General features: G+C 55.0%; 22 protein-coding genes. 7 read left to right on the top strand and 15 right to left on the bottom strand.

Annotated features, from left to right (window positions below; translation table 11 throughout):
• The 4 genes from BT114_RS02910 to BT114_RS02895 all read right to left on the bottom strand — a co-directional run bounded on the left by BT114_RS02910 (window position 1) and on the right by BT114_RS02895 (window position 3864).
• Window positions 1-1146 carry a DUF294 nucleotidyltransferase-like domain-containing protein gene (locus tag BT114_RS02910; RefSeq protein WP_072324782.1) on the bottom strand — a complete coding sequence of 382 codons (1146 nt, stop codon included), beginning with the start codon at window positions 1144-1146 and terminating at the stop codon, window positions 1-3.
• Between the two features lie 22 nt (window positions 1147-1168).
• Window positions 1169-1444, bottom strand: a complete 276-nt coding sequence (locus BT114_RS02905; RefSeq protein ID WP_072324781.1) for an HlyU family transcriptional regulator — start codon at window positions 1442-1444, stop codon at window positions 1169-1171.
• A gap of 111 nt (window positions 1445-1555) precedes the next feature.
• Window positions 1556-2776, bottom strand: coding sequence for an argininosuccinate synthase (locus tag BT114_RS02900; protein WP_072324780.1), 1221 nt, complete (start codon window positions 2774-2776; stop codon window positions 1556-1558).
• Between the two features lie 152 nt (window positions 2777-2928).
• Complete coding sequence (locus BT114_RS02895; RefSeq protein ID WP_177247030.1) at window positions 2929-3864, bottom strand: MotY family protein; 936 nt, start codon at window positions 3862-3864, stop codon at window positions 2929-2931.
• A 178-nt stretch (window positions 3865-4042) separates the two neighbouring features.
• Between BT114_RS02895 and rnt the strand changes: the two genes are divergently transcribed.
• Window positions 4043-4678 (top strand): ribonuclease T, encoded by a 636-nt coding sequence (gene rnt, locus BT114_RS02890; protein ID WP_084661815.1) that lies wholly within the window; start codon window positions 4043-4045, stop codon window positions 4676-4678.
• On the opposite strand, the gene grxD is transcribed toward rnt, so the two are convergent.
• Window positions 4679-5005 (bottom strand): Grx4 family monothiol glutaredoxin, encoded by a 327-nt coding sequence (gene grxD, locus BT114_RS02885; protein WP_072324777.1) that lies wholly within the window; start codon window positions 5003-5005, stop codon window positions 4679-4681.
• 202 nt (window positions 5006-5207) lie between these two features.
• On the opposite strand from grxD, the gene BT114_RS02880 reads away from it, so the two are divergent.
• Genes BT114_RS02880 through mnmH form a run of 4 tightly spaced genes read left to right on the top strand, consistent with a single transcriptional unit; the run spans window position 5208 to window position 9486 of the window.
• On the top strand, window positions 5208-6398 hold the full coding sequence (locus BT114_RS02880; protein ID WP_072324776.1) for an aspartate aminotransferase family protein: 1191 nt from the start codon (window positions 5208-5210) through the stop codon (window positions 6396-6398).
• Window positions 6395-7321, top strand: coding sequence for an ornithine carbamoyltransferase (argF, locus tag BT114_RS02875; protein WP_072324775.1), 927 nt, complete (start codon window positions 6395-6397; stop codon window positions 7319-7321). Before BT114_RS02880 ends, argF begins: the two co-directional genes overlap by 4 nt.
• A 2-nt stretch (window positions 7322-7323) precedes the next feature.
• Window positions 7324-8370 carry a selenide, water dikinase SelD gene (selD, locus tag BT114_RS02870; RefSeq protein ID WP_072324774.1) on the top strand — a complete coding sequence of 349 codons (1047 nt, stop codon included), beginning with the start codon at window positions 7324-7326 and terminating at the stop codon, window positions 8368-8370.
• Window positions 8371-8376: 6 nt separating this feature from the next.
• Entirely contained in the window at window positions 8377-9486 is a 1110-nt protein-coding gene (gene mnmH, locus BT114_RS02865; protein WP_072324773.1) for a tRNA 2-selenouridine(34) synthase MnmH, read from the top strand.
• Between the two features lie 63 nt (window positions 9487-9549).
• On the opposite strand, the gene BT114_RS02860 is transcribed toward mnmH, so the two are convergent.
• Complete coding sequence (locus BT114_RS02860; protein ID WP_072324772.1) at window positions 9550-10008, bottom strand: hypothetical protein; 459 nt, start codon at window positions 10006-10008, stop codon at window positions 9550-9552.
• Window positions 10009-10132: 124 nt separating this feature from the next.
• Window positions 10133-10615: an FKBP-type peptidyl-prolyl cis-trans isomerase gene (locus BT114_RS02855; RefSeq protein ID WP_072324771.1), complete on the bottom strand. Its 483-nt coding sequence runs from the start codon at window positions 10613-10615 to the stop codon at window positions 10133-10135.
• Window positions 10616-10787: 172 nt separating this feature from the next.
• Here BT114_RS02855 and BT114_RS02850 point away from each other — a divergent pair, with 172 nt between their 5' ends.
• Window positions 10788-11648 (top strand): peptidoglycan DD-metalloendopeptidase family protein, encoded by an 861-nt coding sequence (locus tag BT114_RS02850; protein WP_177247029.1) that lies wholly within the window; start codon window positions 10788-10790, stop codon window positions 11646-11648.
• Between the two features lie 21 nt (window positions 11649-11669).
• On the opposite strand, the gene BT114_RS02845 is transcribed toward BT114_RS02850, so the two are convergent.
• The 8 genes from BT114_RS02845 to BT114_RS02810 all read right to left on the bottom strand — a co-directional run bounded on the left by BT114_RS02845 (window position 11670) and on the right by BT114_RS02810 (window position 21070).
• A complete protein-coding gene (locus BT114_RS02845; RefSeq protein ID WP_084661811.1) occupies window positions 11670-13886 on the bottom strand; it encodes an acetate--CoA ligase family protein in 2217 nt (738 codons plus the stop codon).
• Between the two features lie 9 nt (window positions 13887-13895).
• Entirely contained in the window at window positions 13896-14702 is an 807-nt protein-coding gene (locus BT114_RS02840; protein ID WP_072324768.1) for an enoyl-CoA hydratase/isomerase family protein, read from the bottom strand.
• Window positions 14692-15600, bottom strand: a complete 909-nt coding sequence (locus BT114_RS02835; RefSeq protein ID WP_177247028.1) for a MurR/RpiR family transcriptional regulator — start codon at window positions 15598-15600, stop codon at window positions 14692-14694. The genes BT114_RS02840 and BT114_RS02835 overlap by 11 nt, the downstream gene beginning before the upstream one ends.
• 247 nt (window positions 15601-15847) lie before the next feature.
• On the bottom strand, window positions 15848-16774 hold the full coding sequence (locus tag BT114_RS02830; RefSeq protein WP_084661804.1) for an eIF2B alpha/beta/delta subunit family protein: 927 nt from the start codon (window positions 16772-16774) through the stop codon (window positions 15848-15850).
• 16 nt (window positions 16775-16790) lie between these two features.
• Complete coding sequence (locus BT114_RS02825) at window positions 16791-17462, bottom strand: bifunctional 4-hydroxy-2-oxoglutarate aldolase/2-dehydro-3-deoxy-phosphogluconate aldolase (protein WP_072324766.1); 672 nt, start codon at window positions 17460-17462, stop codon at window positions 16791-16793.
• A gap of 28 nt (window positions 17463-17490) precedes the next feature.
• Complete coding sequence (locus tag BT114_RS02820) at window positions 17491-18267, bottom strand: alpha/beta fold hydrolase (RefSeq protein WP_072324765.1); 777 nt, start codon at window positions 18265-18267, stop codon at window positions 17491-17493.
• Between the two features lie 96 nt (window positions 18268-18363).
• Entirely contained in the window at window positions 18364-19029 is a 666-nt protein-coding gene (locus BT114_RS02815) for a 7-cyano-7-deazaguanine/7-aminomethyl-7-deazaguanine transporter (RefSeq protein ID WP_072324764.1), read from the bottom strand.
• Between the two features lie 151 nt (window positions 19030-19180).
• Window positions 19181-21070, bottom strand: a complete 1890-nt coding sequence (locus tag BT114_RS02810; protein WP_072324763.1) for a propionyl-CoA synthetase — start codon at window positions 21068-21070, stop codon at window positions 19181-19183.
• Between the two features lie 321 nt (window positions 21071-21391).
• Here BT114_RS02810 and BT114_RS02805 point away from each other — a divergent pair, with 321 nt between their 5' ends.
• Complete coding sequence (locus BT114_RS02805) at window positions 21392-21715, top strand: ArsR/SmtB family transcription factor (protein ID WP_072324762.1); 324 nt, start codon at window positions 21392-21394, stop codon at window positions 21713-21715.
• Window positions 21716-21721: the final 6 nt, after the last annotated feature.

Genomic DNA, 21721 nt, shown 5'->3' with positions numbered 1-21721 from the left:
TCATGATGACAACGCCGGGAGCTGTTTACGCACCCGGCGTACAAAATTCCGGATCAACTTCAGATCCGCTTTTAATTGCACTTTTTCTCGCTCACTCAATAATTCCAGATCAATCCAGCCATCGGCCTGCCTGCCACTCCCCAGACTGGCCATCTGCGCCTGCAGCAATGATGACTGGAGAGACTCCAGCACACAGGTGAGATCCCTGGCATCAGCAGTCGTCAGCTGGCCTGTGGCAACCAATGCCAACAGTCGGTCACGGGTCGCCACTTGCGGTATGCCGCCCTGTAACAGGCAAAGCAGGCGCACGGCTGATTGAAGCGGTAACAAGCCATAACGTTTCAGGTTCAGCGCATGGGCATGGGGAGCATCTTCACCATCACTCACCAGACGATCAAAAGCATCCAGCGCCACTGGAATTTCATTCAACAATTCGGCCATTTCATGCAGAAAACCCTGTGCCCGAGGCATCAGCGCCAATACGTCCTGGCGAAAATCATCTGCCAGAGCAAACTCACCATAAACCGGGCGAAAATCCAGCAGAATGTTTGATAACTGCACCCGCTTCACAATACGTCCGGCAGTCCAGATACGCATCTGCTCCTTCCACTCAGCCAGCCGTTTGCGCCACAGCGGCCAACGCGCCATGACATGCCCCTTACAGAGTGGAATGCCTGACTCATCGAGGCGATGGGTAAAACCTTCTCCCAGATGCTGAAACCAGGTGTCAACCTCCTGATGCCGGGCATCCGGATAATCTGCCAGAATCATGGCATTATCCTGATCAGGCCGGAGCAGGCTTTCATGACGCGCAGCCGAACCCAGCTGCAATACACAAAAGCTGACGGGGGGCTCACCCCAGCCATGACTGCGCATTTCAGCCAGACTCAAGTCCAGTGCCTGACGATACAACCAGTCATTATGGTCGCTGATCAACTGACTGATCCGCCAAGCCGGCAAATCCAATTGCTGCAGGCAGCGCACCAGGCGCTGCTGCCAGGGCTTGATCAAATCCGCCTGCAACTGTTGGGGGAAATCAGCAAACACCTCCTGCAAGGCAGGCAACACCATACACTGCGGATTGGCAATGGCTGCAGGGTCCTGAAAGAGTTGCCGCCAGGGCGAAGATCGCGATAGGAACTGCATCAGACCTCCCTGTATTCAACATTTAACGGCGGAAAATGCCCTGCCCCTGTTCATCAATCATGCGCTGCGCTTTTTGCAGCATCAGGGCATTGGCTTCTTCAGCACTGCCCAGCAGGTCTGAGCGCTCAAAACGATGGGTTAAAAGCTCATCACCTTCACGAGGCAAACAAATACGACCTGACACTCGAAAGTGCCCACCTTCAGCTTTGGCCTCCGGAAAAATCTGGTACCCCTGATAAAGCTCCGGGATCACTTCCTGTGCCACACCACCACCAAAAAGCCGACTCAAAAACCCCATACAAACCCGCCTTGAAATTTACGTTGATGTTTTTATTCTAGTGCGCAGTTGCCTGAAAACCCAATAAAAAAACCCTGCCGAAGCAGGGTTTCAGTCATCTCCGGGCAAGCATCAACCCAGTTTGCGGCCTTTGTTGGCAGCAATGCGCAGGCGCAGGGCATTCAGCTTGATGAAGCCTTCAGCATCTTTCTGGTTGTAGGCACCGGCATCATCTTCAAAAGTGGCGATGTTTTCATCAAACAGGGTGTCGGCAGACTCGCGACCCACCGGAATCACATTGCCCTTGTAGAGTTTGACACGCACCTTGCCGTTCACCACTTCCTGCGACTCATCAATGATGGTTTGCAGGAGTTTGCGCTCCGGGCTCCACCAGTAGCCGTTATAAATCATCTCGGCATAACGTGGCATCAGCTCATCTTTCAGGTGAGCCACTTCACGATCCAGGGTGATGGATTCAATGGCACGGTGGGCTTTCAGCATGATGGTGCCACCGGGTGTTTCATAAGCACCACGAGACTTCATGCCCACATAGCGGTTTTCCACGATATCCAGACGACCGATACCATTGGCACCACCCAGCTTGTTCAGTTTTTCCAGCACTTCATGAGGCTTCAAGCGCTCGCCATCGATGGCAACAATGTCACCCTTTTCATAGGTCAGATCAATGTAGGTGGGGGTGTCCGGTGCTGCTTCCGGGCTGACACTCCAGCGCCACATGTCTTCTTCCGGCTCGGCCCAGGGATCTTCCAGAATGCCACCTTCGTAGGAGATATGCAGCAGGTTGGCATCCATGGAATAAGGTGACTTCTTGCCCTGCTTGGCAAAATCAACCGGGATATCGTGCTCTTTGGCATAAGCCATGAGTTTTTCACGAGACAGCAGATCCCATTCACGCCAGGGAGCAATCACCTTCACACCCGGTTTCAGGGCATAAGCACCCAGCTCAAAACGCACCTGGTCGTTACCCTTCCCGGTGGCACCGTGGGAAATGGCATCGGCGCCGGTCTGATTGGCAATCTCCACCAGACGCTTGGCAATCAGCGGCCGGGCAATGGAAGTACCCAGCAAGTACTCACCTTCATAGATAGTGTTGGCACGGAACATCGGGAAAACATAGTCGCGTACAAATTCTTCGCGCAGGTCTTCGATGTAAATTTCCTTCACGCCCATTTTTTCAGCCTTGGCACGTGCCGGCTCCAGCTCTTCACCCTGCCCCAGGTCAGCAGTGAAGGTCACCACTTCACAACCATAGGTATCTTCCAGCCACTTCAGGATAATCGAGGTATCCAGACCACCCGAATAGGCCAGCACGACCTTTTTCACATCAGACATGATTACTCCTTGAACCGCCCACCACTACGGCAGACAGAAATGATGAACTGCAAAAGGGCTGCCGGAGCAGCCCATCTGTGGAATCAGGGGAATTATAACGCAACAGCGGACAGGCGTCAGCGGGGAGTATCAGCAGGTTTTCATGGCAGGCATCAGAAAAGCGGTTTGATTTCCAGCTCACGTTCCAGCTTGATATCAACCCGGCGGTTCAGCGCCCTGCCTTCAGCCGTGCGGTTATCTGCAATCGGGAAGCGCTGACCATGGTAGTTGGACACAATCATGTCTTCAGGCATGCCACGGGCAATCAGATAGTCAGTGACCGACTTGGCACGCTCAAAAGAAATCTGACGGTTATCACGACGTGTGCCCAGCGAGTCGGAGTGACCATCCACCATCACCACAACCACTTCCGGATCAGCGTAGATATAACGCACCAGCAGATCCAACTGGTCTTTGTCTTGCTGGGTCAGGCCCGTACCACCCAGTCGGAAGGTGATCTTGATGTCACGAATCTGATCAAAGTTAACCGGCAACAACTGTGCCTGACACAACTGAAAATCACGGAAAGCCGTATGAAAGTGAATCGGGGTAATGCTCGCTCGACGCCGCTCAATACGAGGATCCTGATCCTCTTGCAGCATCGAAGGCATCAAACCCTGGCGCAGACTCTCCAGAATCAGCTCGGTCTGCGGTGTATCAATGCGCAGTGGGCGATCAGTGGTTTCAATGCGGTAACTGCCAAGGTGATGCGGCGTAGCACCCGGCATCCATTGAGGTGCCATGGCAACCATCTGCACCTGACCGGGGCGGAAAGCGTGACGGAAAGGCTGCAACTCCATACGCACTGACTCACCCGCACGGTGAATGAAACGTGCTTCACCAAAATGCGGAATGGTATGACTTAACTCACAATTCAACTGGGAGGGAGCACTGGCCTGCCAACGCCCTTCTTCGTAGCCAGCCTGCCAACTGCTGGCATGTACTGCTGGTGCAACAACAAGCATTGCCAAAGACAAAGCCGCCAGTGGGCTTCTTAAAAGCCTTGCAGTAAAACGGTTTGGCCGTGTTGAGTGAGCAAGGTCGGACACGCTGTAATCCTTCATAAAATCCGGTTCTGAGTGAGGCTATCGGCCTCCAGCCAGCAAACTTTAGCAAAACAGACGCAATCAGACAGGCTTATGTTAAGCTATCCGGCCGATTATAGCCTTTTTCATCCACGCCGGTCAGGAGCTTTGCGTGAATAGTCAGCCGAGTGTTAAACACCCCATGTCCCGCCGCTTTCGCGGTTACCTGCCCGTAGTGGTGGATGTGGAAACAGCCGGCTTTAATGCTGCCACCGATGCATTACTGGAGGTTTCAGCAACCACCCTGACCATGGATGAAAACGGTATGATCCTGCCAGATCACAGTATTTCAAGGCACCTCATCCCTTTTGAAGGAGCCAATATTGAGCAGGCCGCACTGGATTTCACCAAAATCGACCTGAACTCTGCCTTTCGTCAAAGCATTGCCATGCCTGAACAGGATGCGCTGGGAGAAATTTTTAAAACCGTACGCAAGGCCATCAAGGCACATAGCTGCACCCGTGCCATACTGGTCGGGCATAACGCCAGCTTTGATCTGGCATTCATCAATGCGGCGGTGGAGCGATGTGGTATCAAGCGCAATCCTTTCCACCCCTTTTCCAGCTTTGATACCGCCACCTTGGCGGCTCTGGCTTTTGGTCAAACGGTACTGGCCCGTGCCTGCAAGGCAGCAGGCATTCCCTTTGACAACCGTGAAGCCCATTCAGCCAGTTACGACACAGAAAAAACCGCCGAGCTCTTTTGTGCGGTGGTTAACACCTGGCACGAACTCGGCGGCTGGGAACTGGCGCTCCGGACCATGCCGGAGCAGGATTGATCAGGCCTGAGAGCCTGCTGCATCCTGAACCATGGCTTGCAGTTCACCCTGCTGCTGTAGATCCAGGATGATGTCACAGCCACCCACTAGCTCACCCTTCAGCCACAACTGAGGAAAGGTTGGCCAGTTGGCAAACTTTGGCAACTCAGCACGAATGTCCGGGTGTTCCAGAATATTAACAAATGCAAACTTCTGGCCGCAGGACATCAGCGCCTGAACAGCCTGAGCAGAAAAACCGCACTGCGGCATCTGAGGGGTGCCTTTCATGTAAAGGAGTACCGGATTGCTGGAAATCTGCTCCTTGATGGTATCCAGAGTATTTGACATTCGATTTCACCTTCTTGACAGGGGTTAAATAGAAAAAGGCTTTTAAAAAACCTGAGCAACTTAGTCAATTTTAGCGGTCGAAGCATCGCAATAACAAGCAAAGGGTTAAAAATTTCAGGGCTTCTTGCCAGCCACCGGGCAAGTGCTTAGACTGAATGTTTTTTTCGGGCCCGCCCCGTTTGACCAGGAGGAAACTTGCACCATGGCTGAAACCGCCCTGATGCACACTTATGGCCGCCTACCCATCGCCTTTGCAGAAGGCAAGGGCTCCAGGCTGACCGATACCGAAGGCAAGCATTATCTTGATGCGCTGTGCGGCATTGCCGTATGCGGCCTGGGCCATGCCCACCCTGCCGTCACCCGAGCCATCAGTGAACAGGCTGCCCGTCTGGTGCATACCTCCAATCTTTATCGCATCCCACTGCAGGAAGCCGCAGGCCAGAAACTGGCCGAACTGTCTGGCATGGAAAAGATCTTTTTCTGCAACTCCGGTGCCGAAGCCAATGAAGGCGCCATCAAGCTGGCTCGCCTCCATGGCCACAAGAAGGGCATTGAAGTACCCCATGTACTGGTGATGGAAAACGCCTTTCATGGCCGCACCCTGGCGACCCTGACCGCTACCGGCAATCGCAAGGTACAAGCTGGTTTTGAGCCGCTGGTTACCGGGTTTATCCGCTGCGCCTACAATGATCTGGATGCAGTACGCAATATTTTGGAAAGACGTCAGGATGTTGCTGCCATTCTGGTTGAACCGGTACAAGGTGAAGGCGGCCTTCGCGCGGCATCTGATGAAGTCATGAATGGTCTGCGGCAGCTGTGTGACCAGTACGGACTGCTGTTGATGCTGGACGAGGTTCAGACCGGCAATGGCCGTACCGGCACCTACTATGCCTTCCAGCGTTTTGACTGGAAACCGGATGTGGTCACCACTGCCAAAGGCTTGGGTAACGGCTTCCCGATTGGCGCGGTCATGGCTCAGGGTGCTGCTGCCGAACTCTTCCAGCCCGGCCACCATGGCTCCACCTATGGTGGTACACCGCTGGGCTGTGCGGTGGTACTGGCCGTTCTGGAAACCCTGGAAAAAGAAGGCCTCTGCCAGCGTGCACAACAACTGGGTGAGCGCATCATGTCCGGCCTGAACCAACAACTCACCGGCCTGGCAGGCGTACTGGATATTCGTGGTCGTGGCCTGATGATCGGCATCGAGCTGGATCAACCCTGTGGCGAGCTGGTGCAGCAGGCACTGGATGCCGGTCTGCTGATCAACGTCACTGCTGGCCAGGTGGTTCGCCTGCTGCCGCCACTGACCTTTACAGACCAGGAAGCCGATCAGTTGGTTGAACAACTCAGCCAACTGATCAAAAACTGGCTGGCGACTCGGAGTCCATCATGAGTGTAAGGCACTTTCTGACCCTGACCGACCTTTCACCTCAGGAACTGGAGCGGTTGATTCACCGTGCCATTGAGTTGAAACGTCGACACAAGGCCGGATTGATTGATGAACCATTAAAAAACCGGGTGCTGGCGATGATTTTTGAAAAGTCATCCACCCGTACCCGGGTGTCCTTTGAAGCGGGCATGATCCAGCTGGGTGGCGGCTCCATTTTCCTGTCACCGCGTGACAGTCAGCTCGGTCGCGGCGAACCGCTGGAAGACACTGCCCGCGTGTTATCCGAGATGGTTGATGCGGTGATGGTGCGCACTTACTCCCACCAGGATCTGGAAACCCTGGCTCATTACTCCACCATTCCTGTGATCAATGCCCTGACCGATGATTTCCACCCCTGCCAGCTGCTGGCAGATGTGCAAACCTTTGTAGAATGTCGTGGCAGCATGCAAGGCAAAACCGTCACCTGGATTGGTGACGGCAACAATATGTGCAACTCCTACATCCAGGCCGCCCGCCAGTTTGACTTCCATTTACGCATCTGTTGTCCGGAGGGTTATGAACCCAAACAGCAACTGATGGATGATTATGCAGATCGCATCACCCTGATACGTGATCCAGCCGAAGCAGTGGCAGGTGTACAACTGGTGGTCACTGATGTCTGGGCCTCGATGGGTCAGGAAGAAGAACAGGCTCGCCGCAAGCGTGACTTTGCGCCTTACCAGGTTTCACCGAAACTGATGGATCATGCGACCAAAGATGCCCTGTTCATGCATTGCCTGCCTGCCCACCGGGGTGAAGAAGTCAGTGAAGACATGCTCGATGATCACCGTTCAGTGGTCTGGCAGGAAGCAGGCAACCGCCTGCATGCCCAGAAAGCCCTGCTGGAGTTCCTGATTGTTGGCTCACCAGCTCAGACATCACTTTAACCATGTCAGAAACATCTGCCATTCGACTCACCCAGTACAGTCATGGTGCTGGTTGCGGTTGCAAAATTGCACCAGCTGTTCTGGACAGCATTCTGGCCGCCGCCGGTCAGAGTCAGCAGGATGCCCGCCTCTGGGTAGGCAATGCCTCTCGAGATGATGCCGCCGTTTTTGCATTGAATGAAGAACAGGGCGTGGTCTCCACCACTGACTTTTTCATGCCCATTGTGGATGATGCTTATGACTTTGGCCGCATTGCGGCAACCAATGCCATCAGTGACATCTATGCGATGGGAGCCACCCCGCTGATGGCCATTGCTTTACTTGGCTGGCCCATCAAACTGCTGCCACCGGAACTGGCCGGAGATGTCGTGCGTGGTGCTCGCAGTGTATGTGAAGCAGCAGGGATTCCACTGGCCGGCGGTCACTCCATTGATGCGCCAGAACCCATTTTTGGTCTGGCGGTCACTGGCCTGGTACAGAAAAAACAGCTTAAATGCAATAACACTGCTCGTGAAGGTGACCGGCTGTTTCTCACCAAGCCACTCGGCATAGGCATTCTGACCACAGCGGAAAAGCAGGGCAAACTGCGCGAGCAGGATCGTGGCATTGCCACAGCCCTGATGTGTGAACTGAATCGTATCGGTGCTGTATTTGCAAACCTGCCGGAAGTCACCGCCATGACCGATGTCACCGGTTTTGGTCTGATGGGCCACCTGGTCGAGATGGCTGATGGCAGCGGGCTGACAGCACAATTGAACTTTGATGCCATCCCCCGCCTTGCGGCAGCAGAGTACTATCTGACTGAAGGCTGTATTCCCGGTGGCACCCAACGCAATTTTGACAGCTACGGCCACCGTCTCGGAGCACTGACAGACACTCAGCGCCAGCTGCTGTGTGATCCTCAGACCAGTGGTGGTTTGCTGGTGGCAGTACGCCCTGAAGGCGAAGCAGATTTTTTGCAGCTGGCTGCTGCCGAGGGACTGAAACTTCACGCCATTGGTCAGCTGCATCCAGCCGGTCAGTATGCTGTTGAGATCAATGAACACTGAGCAGCCATGACCAGCCATTCAGCACTGCAGGAAACCGACTACCAGAAAATTTTCCTGTCCGGTGTGGCATTGATGGATACCCGCGCACCGGTTGAATTTCAGCATGGCAGTTTTCCCACCGCCACCAACCTTCCCCTGATGCTGGATGATGAACGTGCAGCCGTGGGTACCTGTTATAAACAACAGGGCCAGCAGGCCGCCATCACTCTGGGCCATCAACTGGTCTCAGGTGACATCAAGGCGCAACGGGTAGCTTCCTGGCTCGACTTTACCCGCCGTCATCCTGATGGTTATCTGTTCTGTTTTCGTGGTGGCCTACGCTCGCAGATTGTGCAGCAGTGGCTACATGAAGCCGGAGTGGATTACCCACGTATCCAGGGTGGCTACAAGGCGATGCGCCAGTTCCTGATCCAAACCACCGAAACGGCCATTTACAATCATGACCTGCTGGTGATGGGTGGCATGACCGGTTGTGGTAAAACAGAATTACTGGCCGAATTGCCCAATGCCGTGGATCTGGAAGCCCATGCCAATCACCGTGGCTCGGGATTTGGTCGCCATGCCACCCGCCAGCCCACCCAGATCGGCTTTGAAAGCCGCCTGGCAGTGGACCTGCTGCACAAGCAACAGCAAAACTGGCGACAACTGGTGGTAGAAGATGAAAATCAGACCATTGGCCGTTGTGCGCTACCGCCTTGCCTGCGAGACCGCATGAAAGCCGCTCCAGTCATCTGGCTGGAGGCTCCTGCAGATGAACGCCTGGAGCGCGTACTAAAAGACTATGTGATTGACCTGCGAGGTGAGTTCATTCAGTTATTGGGTGATGCAGAAGGACAACATGCCTTTGCTGAACACCTGCTGGACAGCCTGTCTCGTATCAGCAAACGCCTTGGTGGTCTGCGTTACCGGCAACTGTTGAAAAAGATGCAGCAGGCTCTGGCGCATGATGACTTCACGGCCAGTCTTGATGACCATCGTGCCTGGATTCAGCAGTTGCTGCAGGAATACTACGACCCCATGTATCAACACCAGTACCGGCAAAAAGCTGACCAGATCTGCTTTACCGGTGATGGCAAAGCCATCCGGGATTACCTGTCACACCTGAGAAGCCGCTAGCCAGGCACTGAAAAAGTCACAACAAAAAACCCGCACCTGGCGGGTTTTTTATGGCGATCAGCCTCAGACCAGATTTTGCACATCATCCGGGCTTGGATCACGTCCACGAGCCGGTGTGGCAGGCTCACGCAGCTCACTGGCAGCCTGATCTTCATTCTGACGTGCCTGCGCCACCTGTTCATTGATCTGCTGCTCAGAAGGAACCTGCTGTGCAGCCACTGCATTCTGGGCCACTTCGATCGCCGGACGAATGATGGTGCCTGCTGGACGGGCAGCTTCATACAGAGGAACCTGTTCAGTGGTTTCACCCAGACGAGTGACAACATCTGAAGGCTGAGTGGAAACTGCTGCGGCGGTTGAATCCGATGACTCTACACCACTGGCCGCCATTGGACGACTGGATGCTTGCTCCTCCACGGCTGACTCACTGACCTCACGCTGGTTCTGCAGACTGCGCATGTCCTGACCCTGAGCCTGACGCAGAGCCACTGAAGCCTGATTGTTAACGCTGGATTCGATCATGATGACATCACCTCGATGAAGGACTACCCCTTAGACTAGTCAATCGGCCGCAAGAGTTCAATCTTCAGGCCAAAAAAAGGCCACAATACCTGTGTATTGCGGCCCCGATCACTGAGCAAAAAAATCAGTGGTGGTGCATGTCACCTTCATGAGCATGACCGTGCTGCACTTCCTCGTCACTGGCATCACGTACAGACTCGACGCTGCCTTTGAAGTTCAGCGCCACACCCGCCAGCGGATGATTGGCATCAATGGTCACCACCTGGTCGTTGGCATCAACCACTGTCACCACCATGGTGCCACCCGGACCCTGAGTCTGGAACTGCATGCCCGGCTCAATGCTGTCAACACCCTGGAAGGCTTCACGCTGAACCTGCTGAACCAGGTTGTCATCACGCTCACCATAACCTTCTGATGGTTCAACAGTGACTTCAAAGGCATCACCCGTGGTGCAACCTTCCAACTGCTTTTCCAGACCGGGAATGATGTTGCTGTGGCCGTGCAGGTAATACAGCGGGTTGCCGCCCTGGGAAGAATCCAGCACCTGGCCTTCGTTGTTGGTGAGTGTGTAATGGATTCCAACAACTTTATTGGCTGCAACTTGCATAGGCTTACCCTGTATCTGATGAATTGAACTACCATTTTAGCCACTGATGCACAAAATACACAAATATGGCGGTTATTTTATTCGTCCAAAGCCTTTCCGGATGATTCCAGGTTCAAAACCGGGCCAGCAAGGTTTAGACTGGCTGTTTATCAAACGCACAGCGGGTGAGTTCGTGCACCTAACCCTTCCTGACGCCTGTAATCGGCTTGTCTGCAGTCGTTGGCTGATCTTGCTGCTGGTCTTGTTGCCGGTCTTGTTGCTAAGTGCCTGTGCGAGTCGCTCACCACTGGATGAGCCCCGCCCTGCCGGGCATCAGGCCTTTTTTCAAACCGATGGCCGCAGCAGTTTTGCTGACATTGCACGCCGACACGGCATAGGTGAAGCCGAGTTGCGTCGTTACAACCCACGCACTCAACAGAACCCACCCGCTACCGGACAGCGCTTACGGATTCCTGAGCGCAACAGTGATGTGCTGGCCAACGGTCCCTATTATTACCGCATCCAGTCCGGTGATACGCTCAGTGTTCTGGCTCAACACTTCCATATCTCGCTGATCAGCCTGATTCAGGCCAACCCCGGCATTGACCCGGATCGACTGCGCATCGGCCAGCGCGTGGTGATTCCGGTCAACGGCCGGGATACCCTCAACTACCGCTGGCCCGTTGATAACCCGCAGGTACGGATCAACTTTTCCTGGCAACGCTGGGGCATGCACCAGGGACTGGCACTGGAAACCAGAGCCCGCCAGGAGGTATTCCCGATTGCACCCGGCCGCGTGGTGTTTGCCGGGGAAATGCGTGGCTTCGGTCGGGTGGTGATTATTGAACATGGACAAGGCCGTCAGTCGGTGTATGCCTACTGCCACGCCTTGTTTGTGGATCAGGGTTCACGCCTGTCCGGACGCCACCCGGTCTGTGCAGCCGGCAGTCAGCGTCAGATAGAAAAGCCAGGCATTTATTTTGAACTGCGCGAAAATGGCCAGCCGGTGCCACCGGAAAACTACCTGCCTGCCCTTCCCTGGGCACGCGGATAAGACCTGAACGGAAAAAACCACTCAGTGCAGCCGCTGAACCCCGTCGGCCAATTCGGCCATACCAGTCGCCTCCGCACCTGCTGCACTCATCGCACCTGATGCAGCTGTTGCCAACAGCACCCGGGCATCCAGCAGGGTATAACCTTCACGGTGGCAGCGTACCGGGTTGAGATCCAGCTCCTCGATTTCCGGGTGCGCCACCACCAAAGCCGATACTTTCAGCAGCAGTTCAACCAGTGCCTGTTTATCAACCGGCGGCTGTCCCCTCACTCCTTCCAGCACACGGGCTGACTGAATGCCCGCCAGCATGTCCCAGGCATCAGCACGACTCAGTGGCAAGGCCCTGAACACCACATCTTTCAGCACTTCCACAAAAATACCACCCAATCCGAACATCAACAGGTGACCATACTGAGAGTCATGGGTCACCCCGATAATCACCTCGGTGCCCGGTGCTGACGCCATGGGAGCCAGCAACATGCCTTCCAGGCGTGCTTCCGGCTGGTGGCTCAGCACCTGCTGCTCAATCTGTTGCCAACCCCGCTGCAAGGCTGCCAGGCCCAGCAGGTTCAGCTTCACTCCTCCGGCATCCGACTTGTGCAATACATCACGGGATACCACCTTCATGGCCAGTGGTTGCTCCAGCCATTGCCCATCCAGTTGCTGCAGTTCATCCGGAGTTTGCAACCAGCAGGCTTCCGGCAGGGGCACTTCAAAGGTTCCCAACAACTGTCTGGCTTCCGGCTCCAGCAAGGCTGTGCGCCCTTGTTGTCTGACCCCCGTCAACAGTCGGGCTGCGCGCAGACTGGCTTCACCCTGACCGGTCAGCAGGTCATCCTGCTCACCCCGCTGACGATAAGCGGCATAATCGGCCAGGGCTTTCAACGCGGCTACAGCGGCGTCAATACCGGCATACACCGGAATACCTTGCTCTACCAGCTGTTGCAGTGGCTTTGGCCTGCTCAAGGCATACAGGCTATGCACCAACAAGGGTTTAGAAGCCATACGAGCCAGCTCCGCCAGTTGCACTGCAGTCAACCTTTCTGCATCAGCCAGACTGACATCAAACCGCAGTGCATAACCACCAAACAGTCCCACCAGCAATAACTGATCAACACCTGGGTCCTGCAACAACAATTCGGCACAGCGGGCAAAATTCAAAGGATCACTATCGGTGCCACCTGCCACATCCACCGGATTGCTCACAGCCGCCCCTCTGGGCAACAAGGCCTTCAGGCCATCCTGCGTGGTGGGCGACAATTCAGCCAGGGTTAAACCCAGAGCATCCAGCGCATCGGCTGCAATGGTGGCATGCCCACCCCCATCCGCCAGAATGGCAATGCGCCGCCCCTGAGGCAAAGGCTGGGTCGCCAGGGCTTCAGCCACCGGCAACAGGTGATCCGGTTGTTCCACCAGCACCACCCCGGCCTGACGCATCACACCGCGTGCCACCTGGTAACTGCCCGCCAGCGCCCCGGTATGAGAACGCGCGGCTTTCTGGCCTGATTCAGACTTACCGGATTTGTATAACACCAGCGGTTTTCTGGCCGTGAAGCGACGTGCCGCCTGCAGAAAAGCCCGTCCGTCTGTCAGGCCCTCCAGATAAGCCACCAGTGCTCCGGTGCCCTGATCCGCTGCAAAATAATCCAGGTAATCGTGAAATCCCAGATCTGCAGCATTACCAACCCCGATGTAACTGCTGAATCCGGAATGCAACTGCTGGCTTCCTTCGGTGACCAGTGACAGTGCCATGTTGCCGGACTGGGACAAAATCCCCAGCGGGCCGGCATGCAGATCGGAAAAACCGACCAGATTCATGCGAGCGTGGGTGTTGAATACACCCGAGGTGTTGGGACCGATCAGGCGCACACCGTAACGCTGTGCCACGGCCAGGCTCTGTTGCTGCAAAGCCTCGCCTTCCGATCCGGATTCAGCAAAACCACTGGCCAGCACAATGGCCGTCTGCACCCCTTTCAGACCACATTGCTGCAATACATCCGGCAGACTGATGGCTGGTGTACAGATCAGTGCCAATTCAGGCTGCCCGGGTACTGATTGAATATCCGGGTAACACACCAGCCCCTGCAATTCGGTCAGTTTTGGATTGATCGGATAAATGGCTCCCTGAAAACCATCGCGCAGCAAAGCACGAACGGACTGAAAACCCCGCTTGGTCGGATCAGCAGAGGCGCCCACCACCATCAGGGCTCCGGGATACAGACTGGATAAAAGACTCATCACAAAACCTCACTGACCAGTGAACACAGGTTGGCGCTTTTCGGCAAAGGCATCCACACCTTCCTGCCAATCGCGGGTGGTACTGCAAAACATCATGCCTTCCAGCTCTGCAACCAGAGCATCTTCAAAACCACGCTGGGCAGCACGATTTAAATGCTGCTTGGCCAGTGCCATGGACAAGGGCGCCTTGCTCGCCAGTTGCAAGGCAAAAGCCTGCACCTGCTGCTGAAAATCTGCAGTGTCAGCTGCATCCAGGCAACGGTGTGCCAACCCCATGGCCAGTGCCTGACGCCCATCCAGACGCTCACCCAGCATCACCAGCTCCCGCGCTTTGCCCAATCCAACACGGGCTGGCAACAACCAGGACACACCACCACCGATGAAGGCACCAATGCCGGTTTCCGGCAACCCCCACTGGGCATCCGCTTTCATCAACAGAAAATCAGCAGCCAGAGCCATTTCAGCACCAGCACCCAGCGCATAACCATTCACTGCCGCCACCACCGGACGTGACAACTCAAACAGCCGCCGACAGACCTCCTGCTCACCACGCAGGTATTCACGCCGCTCAAAAGCCGTTCGTGTTCCTTCGCCGTGGGCTTTCATGTCTGCACCAACACAGAAGGCCCGCCCGGCACCGGTCAGCACCACCACCCGCACTTCAGCAGATCTTTCAGCTTCATCCAGCAGCTCACACAGGCGATCATACAAGGGTTTGCTGACCGCATTGAGTCGCTGCGGACGGTTCAGGGTGATCCACAGCACACCGTCTTTCAATTCACTCAACACCGGCTGCAGATCAACATCAGAGCTCATGGTTCACCTCATCAATCAACTGTTCGTGACGCTTCAGGCTGGCCAGACCACGACGCCCCAGACGACCGGCCAGCATTGCCATCAACCCCTCAATGAACACTAAAAACGCCGCCATGGAGTTGCTGTACCAGGTGCTGCTGGTCGGAGCCACAAAAGTCACACTGGCCTCTGCAGCCAGCGGTGAACCGTGCGAATCAGTGATGGCCACCACCTTCATGCCATGATTGGCTGCAATACGGGCAGCAGCCACCGTTCCGCGGGTATAGGGTGATGCACCGATCACCACCAGCACATCCTGTTCTGTCAACTCAGTCAGGCCATGGGCCACACCATGATGAGGGTTGCCCAGCAGGCTGACATCCGAACGCAACAGCCCCATGGCATAAGCCAGCAGATTGGCCATGGTGTAAGCCTGACGTAATCCGTACACCCTCACTCTGGGCGCAGAAGCCAGCAACTCCACCGTCTGCTCCAGTGCTTGCAAATCCAGGCTTTTTAACATCTGGGCAATATTGGCAGTTTCCTCTTCTGCCACCTGGGTCATCAGCGCCAGCGAGGGTGGTGGCCGCTGATCCTCATCCTGCTCGGTATCCACCAGTTGACCGGCCAGATCACTGTAAAAACTGGTTTTGCTGGTTCTGGCCAGGTGCTTGCGAAACACCAGTTGGAACTCGGCAAAATTCTCAAAACCCAGCTTGCGTACCAGACGGCTCAAGGTAGAAGCATTCACTCCCGCCTCACTGGCCAGTGCAGAAATACTGGTCACGGCCACCACTTCCGGGTTATCCATCATCCGCGTCAGTGCTGCCAGTGCACGCTTGCCCAGCTTTAAATCACTGCCGGGGGCATTCAGCTTCTGCAGTCTGCGCTTGAGTTCTTCGAGGGTTCGGGGGGCCAAGGTTGCTTCTCCTGTTTGCATCTTGGACTTAAGTTTAAGAGCAAAGACAATAAATGCAAAGTTTTTTGCATCAAAAAAACAAAATGCAATTTATTGCGCAAATAATTGCCGAGATGCAGGAAAAACAGTGCCCTCGGGCACTGTCAACCGACTCAAAGGGAAACAAAAACCATCAAGCTAACGGTATAAAAAAGAAAAGAGCAAAACCCGGATTGCAAGGTTTTGCATCAAGGAAGGAAAAAGCAAATCAGCCGTCGGCAGCAGGCAGCGAAGCAGCACCCTCAGCCAGCGAACGGAAGATCACCCGCACCCCCTGTTCATCCGCCCAGGCAGTGATCAGGCGAGCGGGGATCAGGTCAAAATAGATGTTATGCAGCTGCACATTAGGCATGGATTCCAGTTGCAGCTCTTCTTCAGGCATTTCTTCCAGCACCACATCCTCCGGCAACACCAGCGAGTGTTTGAAGCTTTCCGCCAGCACCCAGAAAGGAATACCGGCATCTTTTGCAGCCAGCGCCAGCAGGCGGGTGCCGGTTTTGTTGACCAGCGAACCATCCCGCAACAGGCTGTCAGCACCGACAATCACCTTGTCAGCCTGCACCACAAAATGAGCCATCTGAGCTTCAGTGATGAACTGGGTCTGCACGCCCAGCTTGTTCAGGTAACGGGCCAGATTGCGCCCCTCCATTCCCGGACGGGATTCGGTGATGATGGCATTGATCTGTTTGCCGCTGCGCTGGCAGGCGGTGAATAACTGCATCACACTGGAGCTGACACTGTGAGTCATGATGGTCATGCCGTCGGTCAGCTCATTCATGCAAAACTCGACTGCCCTGGCCTGAGCCTGCTGAACCTGTTCGATCACTTCCTCGGCATGAACTGCTGCACGCCCTCTGGCCTTTTTTAAATCATCAGGCAAGTCCGGCAGGGTGGCGACAAAATGTTTTAATACGTTGGAAACCACCACCATACTGGGACGCGCCCCACTCAGGCGATCGGCCAGATCCGTGATTTCCACCTGCAATTCAGCAACATCTGCGACTTCACAAGCATCAGCATAATCCATGATGTCTTCCAGCGCCTTGCGTGCCAGCACTGAAGCACCACTGTTCAGATCAGCCTTAACCGCTCGCAGGCGGCGGGCCTTGAACTCTTCGTTATCACGACCGTACACGATCCATTCACTCCACTCAGTGATTCAGCGCTGCATCCCGCTGCTGACGCAGTTCCCGTGCGGCAGCCAGCGAACGACTGGCGATGTGCTCCAGAATGCTCCAGTCCTCCCGCACCACCAACTCTTTTGGCAACATCCAGCTCCCCCCCAGCGCCACCACACCGGGCAGAGCAAACCACTGCGCCATACTGGATTCATCTATGCCACCAGTCGGTACAAACTCCAGCTCCGGCAAAGGGGCACGCATGGCCCGCAGATAAGCAGGGCCACCCAGCGCCATGGCCGGGAAGAGTTTGACCTGACGGTAGCCCATCAGGCTGGCCTGCATGGCTTCACCGGGTGTACTCACCCCCGGCAACAAACGTATGCCCAGCTGTTTGGCGGCCTCACACAATTCCGGGCACCAGCCGGGCGTTACGGCCATGGAAATACCACACTCCTGCAGGCGTTTTAATTGTTCAGGATGGCGCAGACTGCCTGCCACCAGAGTCAGTTCAGTGGCACGCAGGGTTTCCAGCACCCACCAGGCACCCTCTTCCCGCAGGGTCACTTCCAGCACACCATAACCTGCCTTCAGCAGGGTTTGTGCCACCTGTGCAGCTGCTTCTGGAACCACTGACGCCCATACAGGAACCAGCGGCTGCTCTTTCAGCAATGATGACCAATCAAAGGGAGAAACATGGGACATGCAACACCTCCTTGCAGTGAATGCGGCATCAAGCCTGCTTCAGAAACCGCAAAACCGCTTCTGAAAAGGCATCAGCCTGCTCGGCGTGCAACCAGTGTCCGGCATCCAGGGTTTCCAGTTGCAACTGCGGAAAAGCACGACGAAATTCCGGCAGGTGGCCCTCAGTCACATAGTCTGACCGTCCACCCCTGATAGCCAGTGTAGCACCTTCAAACACCCGGTTTTCAGTCATGGCTGGTGGTGCATCAATAATGGCCTGGTAATCACGGGCAATTTCTTCAATGGCAACCCGCAAACACAGGCCTTCATCGGTGCGAACCAGATTGGTCAGCAGGAACAGGCGTGTCTGTACATCCTTCACATACTCCGCCAGCAGATGGTCGGCTTCACGCCGCTCATGCCAGGGTTCCTGAGCTTTGAGAGCTTTCAAGCCTTGAATGATGGCAGCATGGGTGTGTTCATAACGGACCGGGGCAATATCAGCCACAATCAGTTTTGCCACCCGAGAGGGATAACGCAGGGCGAACTCCATGGCCAGTTTGCCACCCATGGAATGCCCCAGCAGATGAACACGCTCCAGGTTTTCATTGTCCAGCCAGTAGAGCAGGTCTTCTGCCTGGCTGGTGTAATTCATGCCTTCACAATGAAAACTGCGACCGTGGTTTCGCAGGTCAAGACTCCAGACACCATACTCATCACTCCAGCGACGAGCCAGACCACGCCAGTTATCAGCACTGCCGAACAGGCCGTGCATCACCACCAGCGGCTCACCCTGACCATTGCGCTGATGCGCCAGAATTGCCATGCCATCACTCCTCGAAACTGAAAAAGTTTCCGGAATTATGCCAACAATCGGTCAGGGAAAGCCAATGAAAAAGCCGTGATAGCGCCTGATCGGTGATTAGATCTGCTGTCCTTTCCAACTGCCGGAGCTACGTAGCAGACGCTGCTGCAACCAGGCCAGCACCAAACCATAAGCAGGCAGGAAGAACAACAGGCTGATGGTCAGCTTGAAGCCATAATCCACCAGTGCAATCTCCGGCCAGTGAGCAGCCATAAAGGCATCCGGACTGGCATAAAAGGCAGCCGAGAAGAACACCAGGGTATCCAGCGCATTACCCAGCAGGGTTGAAGCGGCAGGAGCCACCCACCAGGCCTTCACTTCACGCAGGCGATCAAAAACCCGGATATCCAGCAGTTGACCCAGCATGTAGGCCATGAAACTGGCCAGGGCAATGCGGGCAACAAACAGGTTGAACTCACCCAGACCTTCCAGACCGGAAAAGCGCCCATCAGCAAAAATCACCGAGATCAGGTAAGACAACAGCAGTGCCGGGAACATCACCGAAAAAATGATGCGACGCGCCAGTTGCTTGCCGAAAATACGAACGGTCAGATCAGTGGCCAGAAAGATGAAGGGAAAGGTGAAAGCACCCCAGGTGTTATGAAGCCCGAAAAACTCGAAGGGAAACTGAACCAGGTAATTGCTGGCGGCAATGATCACAATGTGAATCAGTGATAACCAGATCAAGGCTTTACGGAATTGCGCAGCAGAGAGAGACAACATGGGTTGTATCCTTTTTTTTTAGCAGGGGGCGAGGGAACCCTGTATGAATGGGAGCGCGGATTATAATCGAGCAGTTGCTGAATAAAAAGCCCCGGCAGCCATGGCTGTCGGGGCTTTTTTTAATGACTTCACCAGATTGGCAAGCCAGTCATTACTTGACCAGGCCCTGCCCTTTCATCACCTGCTCGATTTCAACCAGGCTGGCTGGATCATCAATGGTGGATGGCACCTGATACTCCTTGCCATCCGCAATGCTGCGCAGGATCTTGCGCAGGATCTTGCCGGAACGTGTTTTCGGCAGACGATCCACCACCAGCGTCTGGCGGTAACAGGCAATGGCACCGATTTCCTTACGCACCAGTGCAGCCAGCTCTGCTTCCAGTTCAGCGGGTTCACCCTTCCAGCCGTCTTTGGTGATGACCAGACCAACCGGCAACTGACCTTTCAGCTCGTCAGCCACACCAATCACCGCACACTCGGCAACGCCCGGGTGGGAAGCAACAATCTCTTCCATTTCACCGGTGGACAGGCGGTGACCTGCCACGTTGATGACGTCATCGGTACGCCCCATGATGAACAGATAACCCTCTTCATCAAATTTGCCGCCGTCACCGGTCAGGTAATAACCAGGGAAGGCATCCATGTAGGAGGAGTTGTAACGCTTGTGATCACCCCACACAGTGGTCAGACAGCCCGGCGGCATCGGCAGCTTGATGCAGACACTGCCCTCTTCTTCAGCCGGTGCCTGATTACCCTGGGTGTCCAGAATCTGCACATCAAAACCGGGGGTCGGGAAGGTTGCAGAGCCTGCCTTGGGTTTTGCCGGGTCCAGACCCATCATATTACCGGCAATGGCCCAGCCGGTTTCTGTCTGCCACCAGTGATCAATCACCGGCACCGGCAGCATTTCGTTCAGCCAGTGGTAGGTGGGTGGATCCAGACGCTCACCGGCCAGGAACAGGGTTTTCAGGCTGCCGATGTCGTACTCGGCCAGCAGTTTGCCTTCAGGATCTTCTTTCTTCACCGCACGGAAAGCGGTTGGCGCAGTGAAGAAGGCCTTGATTTTGTATTCATCAATCAGGCGCCAGAAGGCACCGGCATCCGGGGTTTTCACCGGTTTGCCTTCATAAACGATGGTGGTGCAACCGGCCAGCAGCGGGGCATAAACGATGTAGGAGTGGCCCACAACCCAGCCAACATCAGAAGCGGCCATGAACACTTCACCGGGGTCCACACCGTATACGGTTTTCATGCTGTACTTCAGTGCCACTGCATGGCCACCATTGTCACGCACGACACCCTTGGGTTTGCCGGTGGTGCCGGAGGTGTAAAGAATGTACAGCGGATCAGTGGCCTTGACCGGAACCGGATCAGCCGGTTCAGCCGACTTCATCAGGCTTTCCCAGTCCACATCACGGCTGCTGGTCAGTTCACAAGGCTGCTGCGGACGCTGCAGGATCACACAATGATCCGGCTTGTGTTCTGCCTGGCTGATGGCATCGTCCAGCAGCCCCTTGTAAGGAATCACCTTGCTCACTTCGATGCCGCAGGAGGCCGATACAATCACCTTCGGCTGGGCATCATCAATGCGCACGGCCAGCTCATGCGGCGCAAAACCACCAAACACCACTGAATGCACAGCACCCAGACGAGCACAGGCATACATGGCAATCAGTGCTTCCGGCACCATGGGCATATAGATAACAACACGATCACCCTTTTCCACACCCAGCTTACGCAGACCACCGGCAAACAGTGCCACCTGATCACGCATCTGACGATAGGTCAGACGGGATTTGGTATCGGTCACCGGGGAGTCATAAATCACTGCCACCTGATCAGCACGGCCATTTTCAACATGGTAATCCAGTGCACAGTAACTGGTGTTCAGCTCACCATCCAGAAACCAGCGCCAGGCTCCCTGCTCGTCCTTACCGAGAATCCGGGTCGGCTTTTTGTACCAGGGCAGGTGCTCGGCCTGCTCGCGCCAGAAATCTTCCGGCTGACTGATCGAACGTTGATATTCTGTTTTGTAGCTCATCACTTGGCGCCTCTGTGGGTCTCGATTGACTGATTGCTGTTATTTATCGGTCTGACTGGCCGCAGTGCGGTGAGTGTCGACACTTTCATATTTCGCAGAGCCAACTCTAAAGCATGCAGGCCGCTTTGAAACTAATACAAAAGGCGCAAAACCTGAAACTAATCAGAAAAACCAACCTCAACCCCTTAGCAGGCTGTCAACAAAATTGCTGACAATCCGCGTCTTAGCCTGCTGGCTGAAGGCTCAATTCACCCACAGGTGTCAACAAAAACAAAAACAGGTAATATATCGCTGGCTATAACAATGAATGGATATAACAACATGAGCACGGCAACAAGCACAGAGACCTCTGCACTGGAAGAATTGCGCAGCAATGCCAAACAAGCCACCAACCTGCTGAAGGCCATGGCCAATGAGAATCGTCTGATGATTCTTTGTTATCTGGATGGTCGTGAACTGTCCGTCAGCGAGTTGAATAACTGCCTGGATCTCAGCCAGTCAGCCTTATCGCAACATCTGGCAGTCTTGCGTCGTGATAACCTGGTCAAAACCCGTCGAGAGTCTCAAACCATCTACTATTCATTAAATGGTGAAGAGGCCAAACAGGTGATCAGCACCTTGCACAATATGTACTGCAAGTCCTGATCACCC

This window comes from Marinospirillum alkaliphilum DSM 21637, from assembly GCF_900119735.1.
Taxonomy (GTDB): Bacteria; Pseudomonadota; Gammaproteobacteria; order Pseudomonadales; family Halomonadaceae; genus Marinospirillum; species Marinospirillum alkaliphilum.
This window is presented reverse-complemented; position numbering and strand designations above follow the sequence as displayed.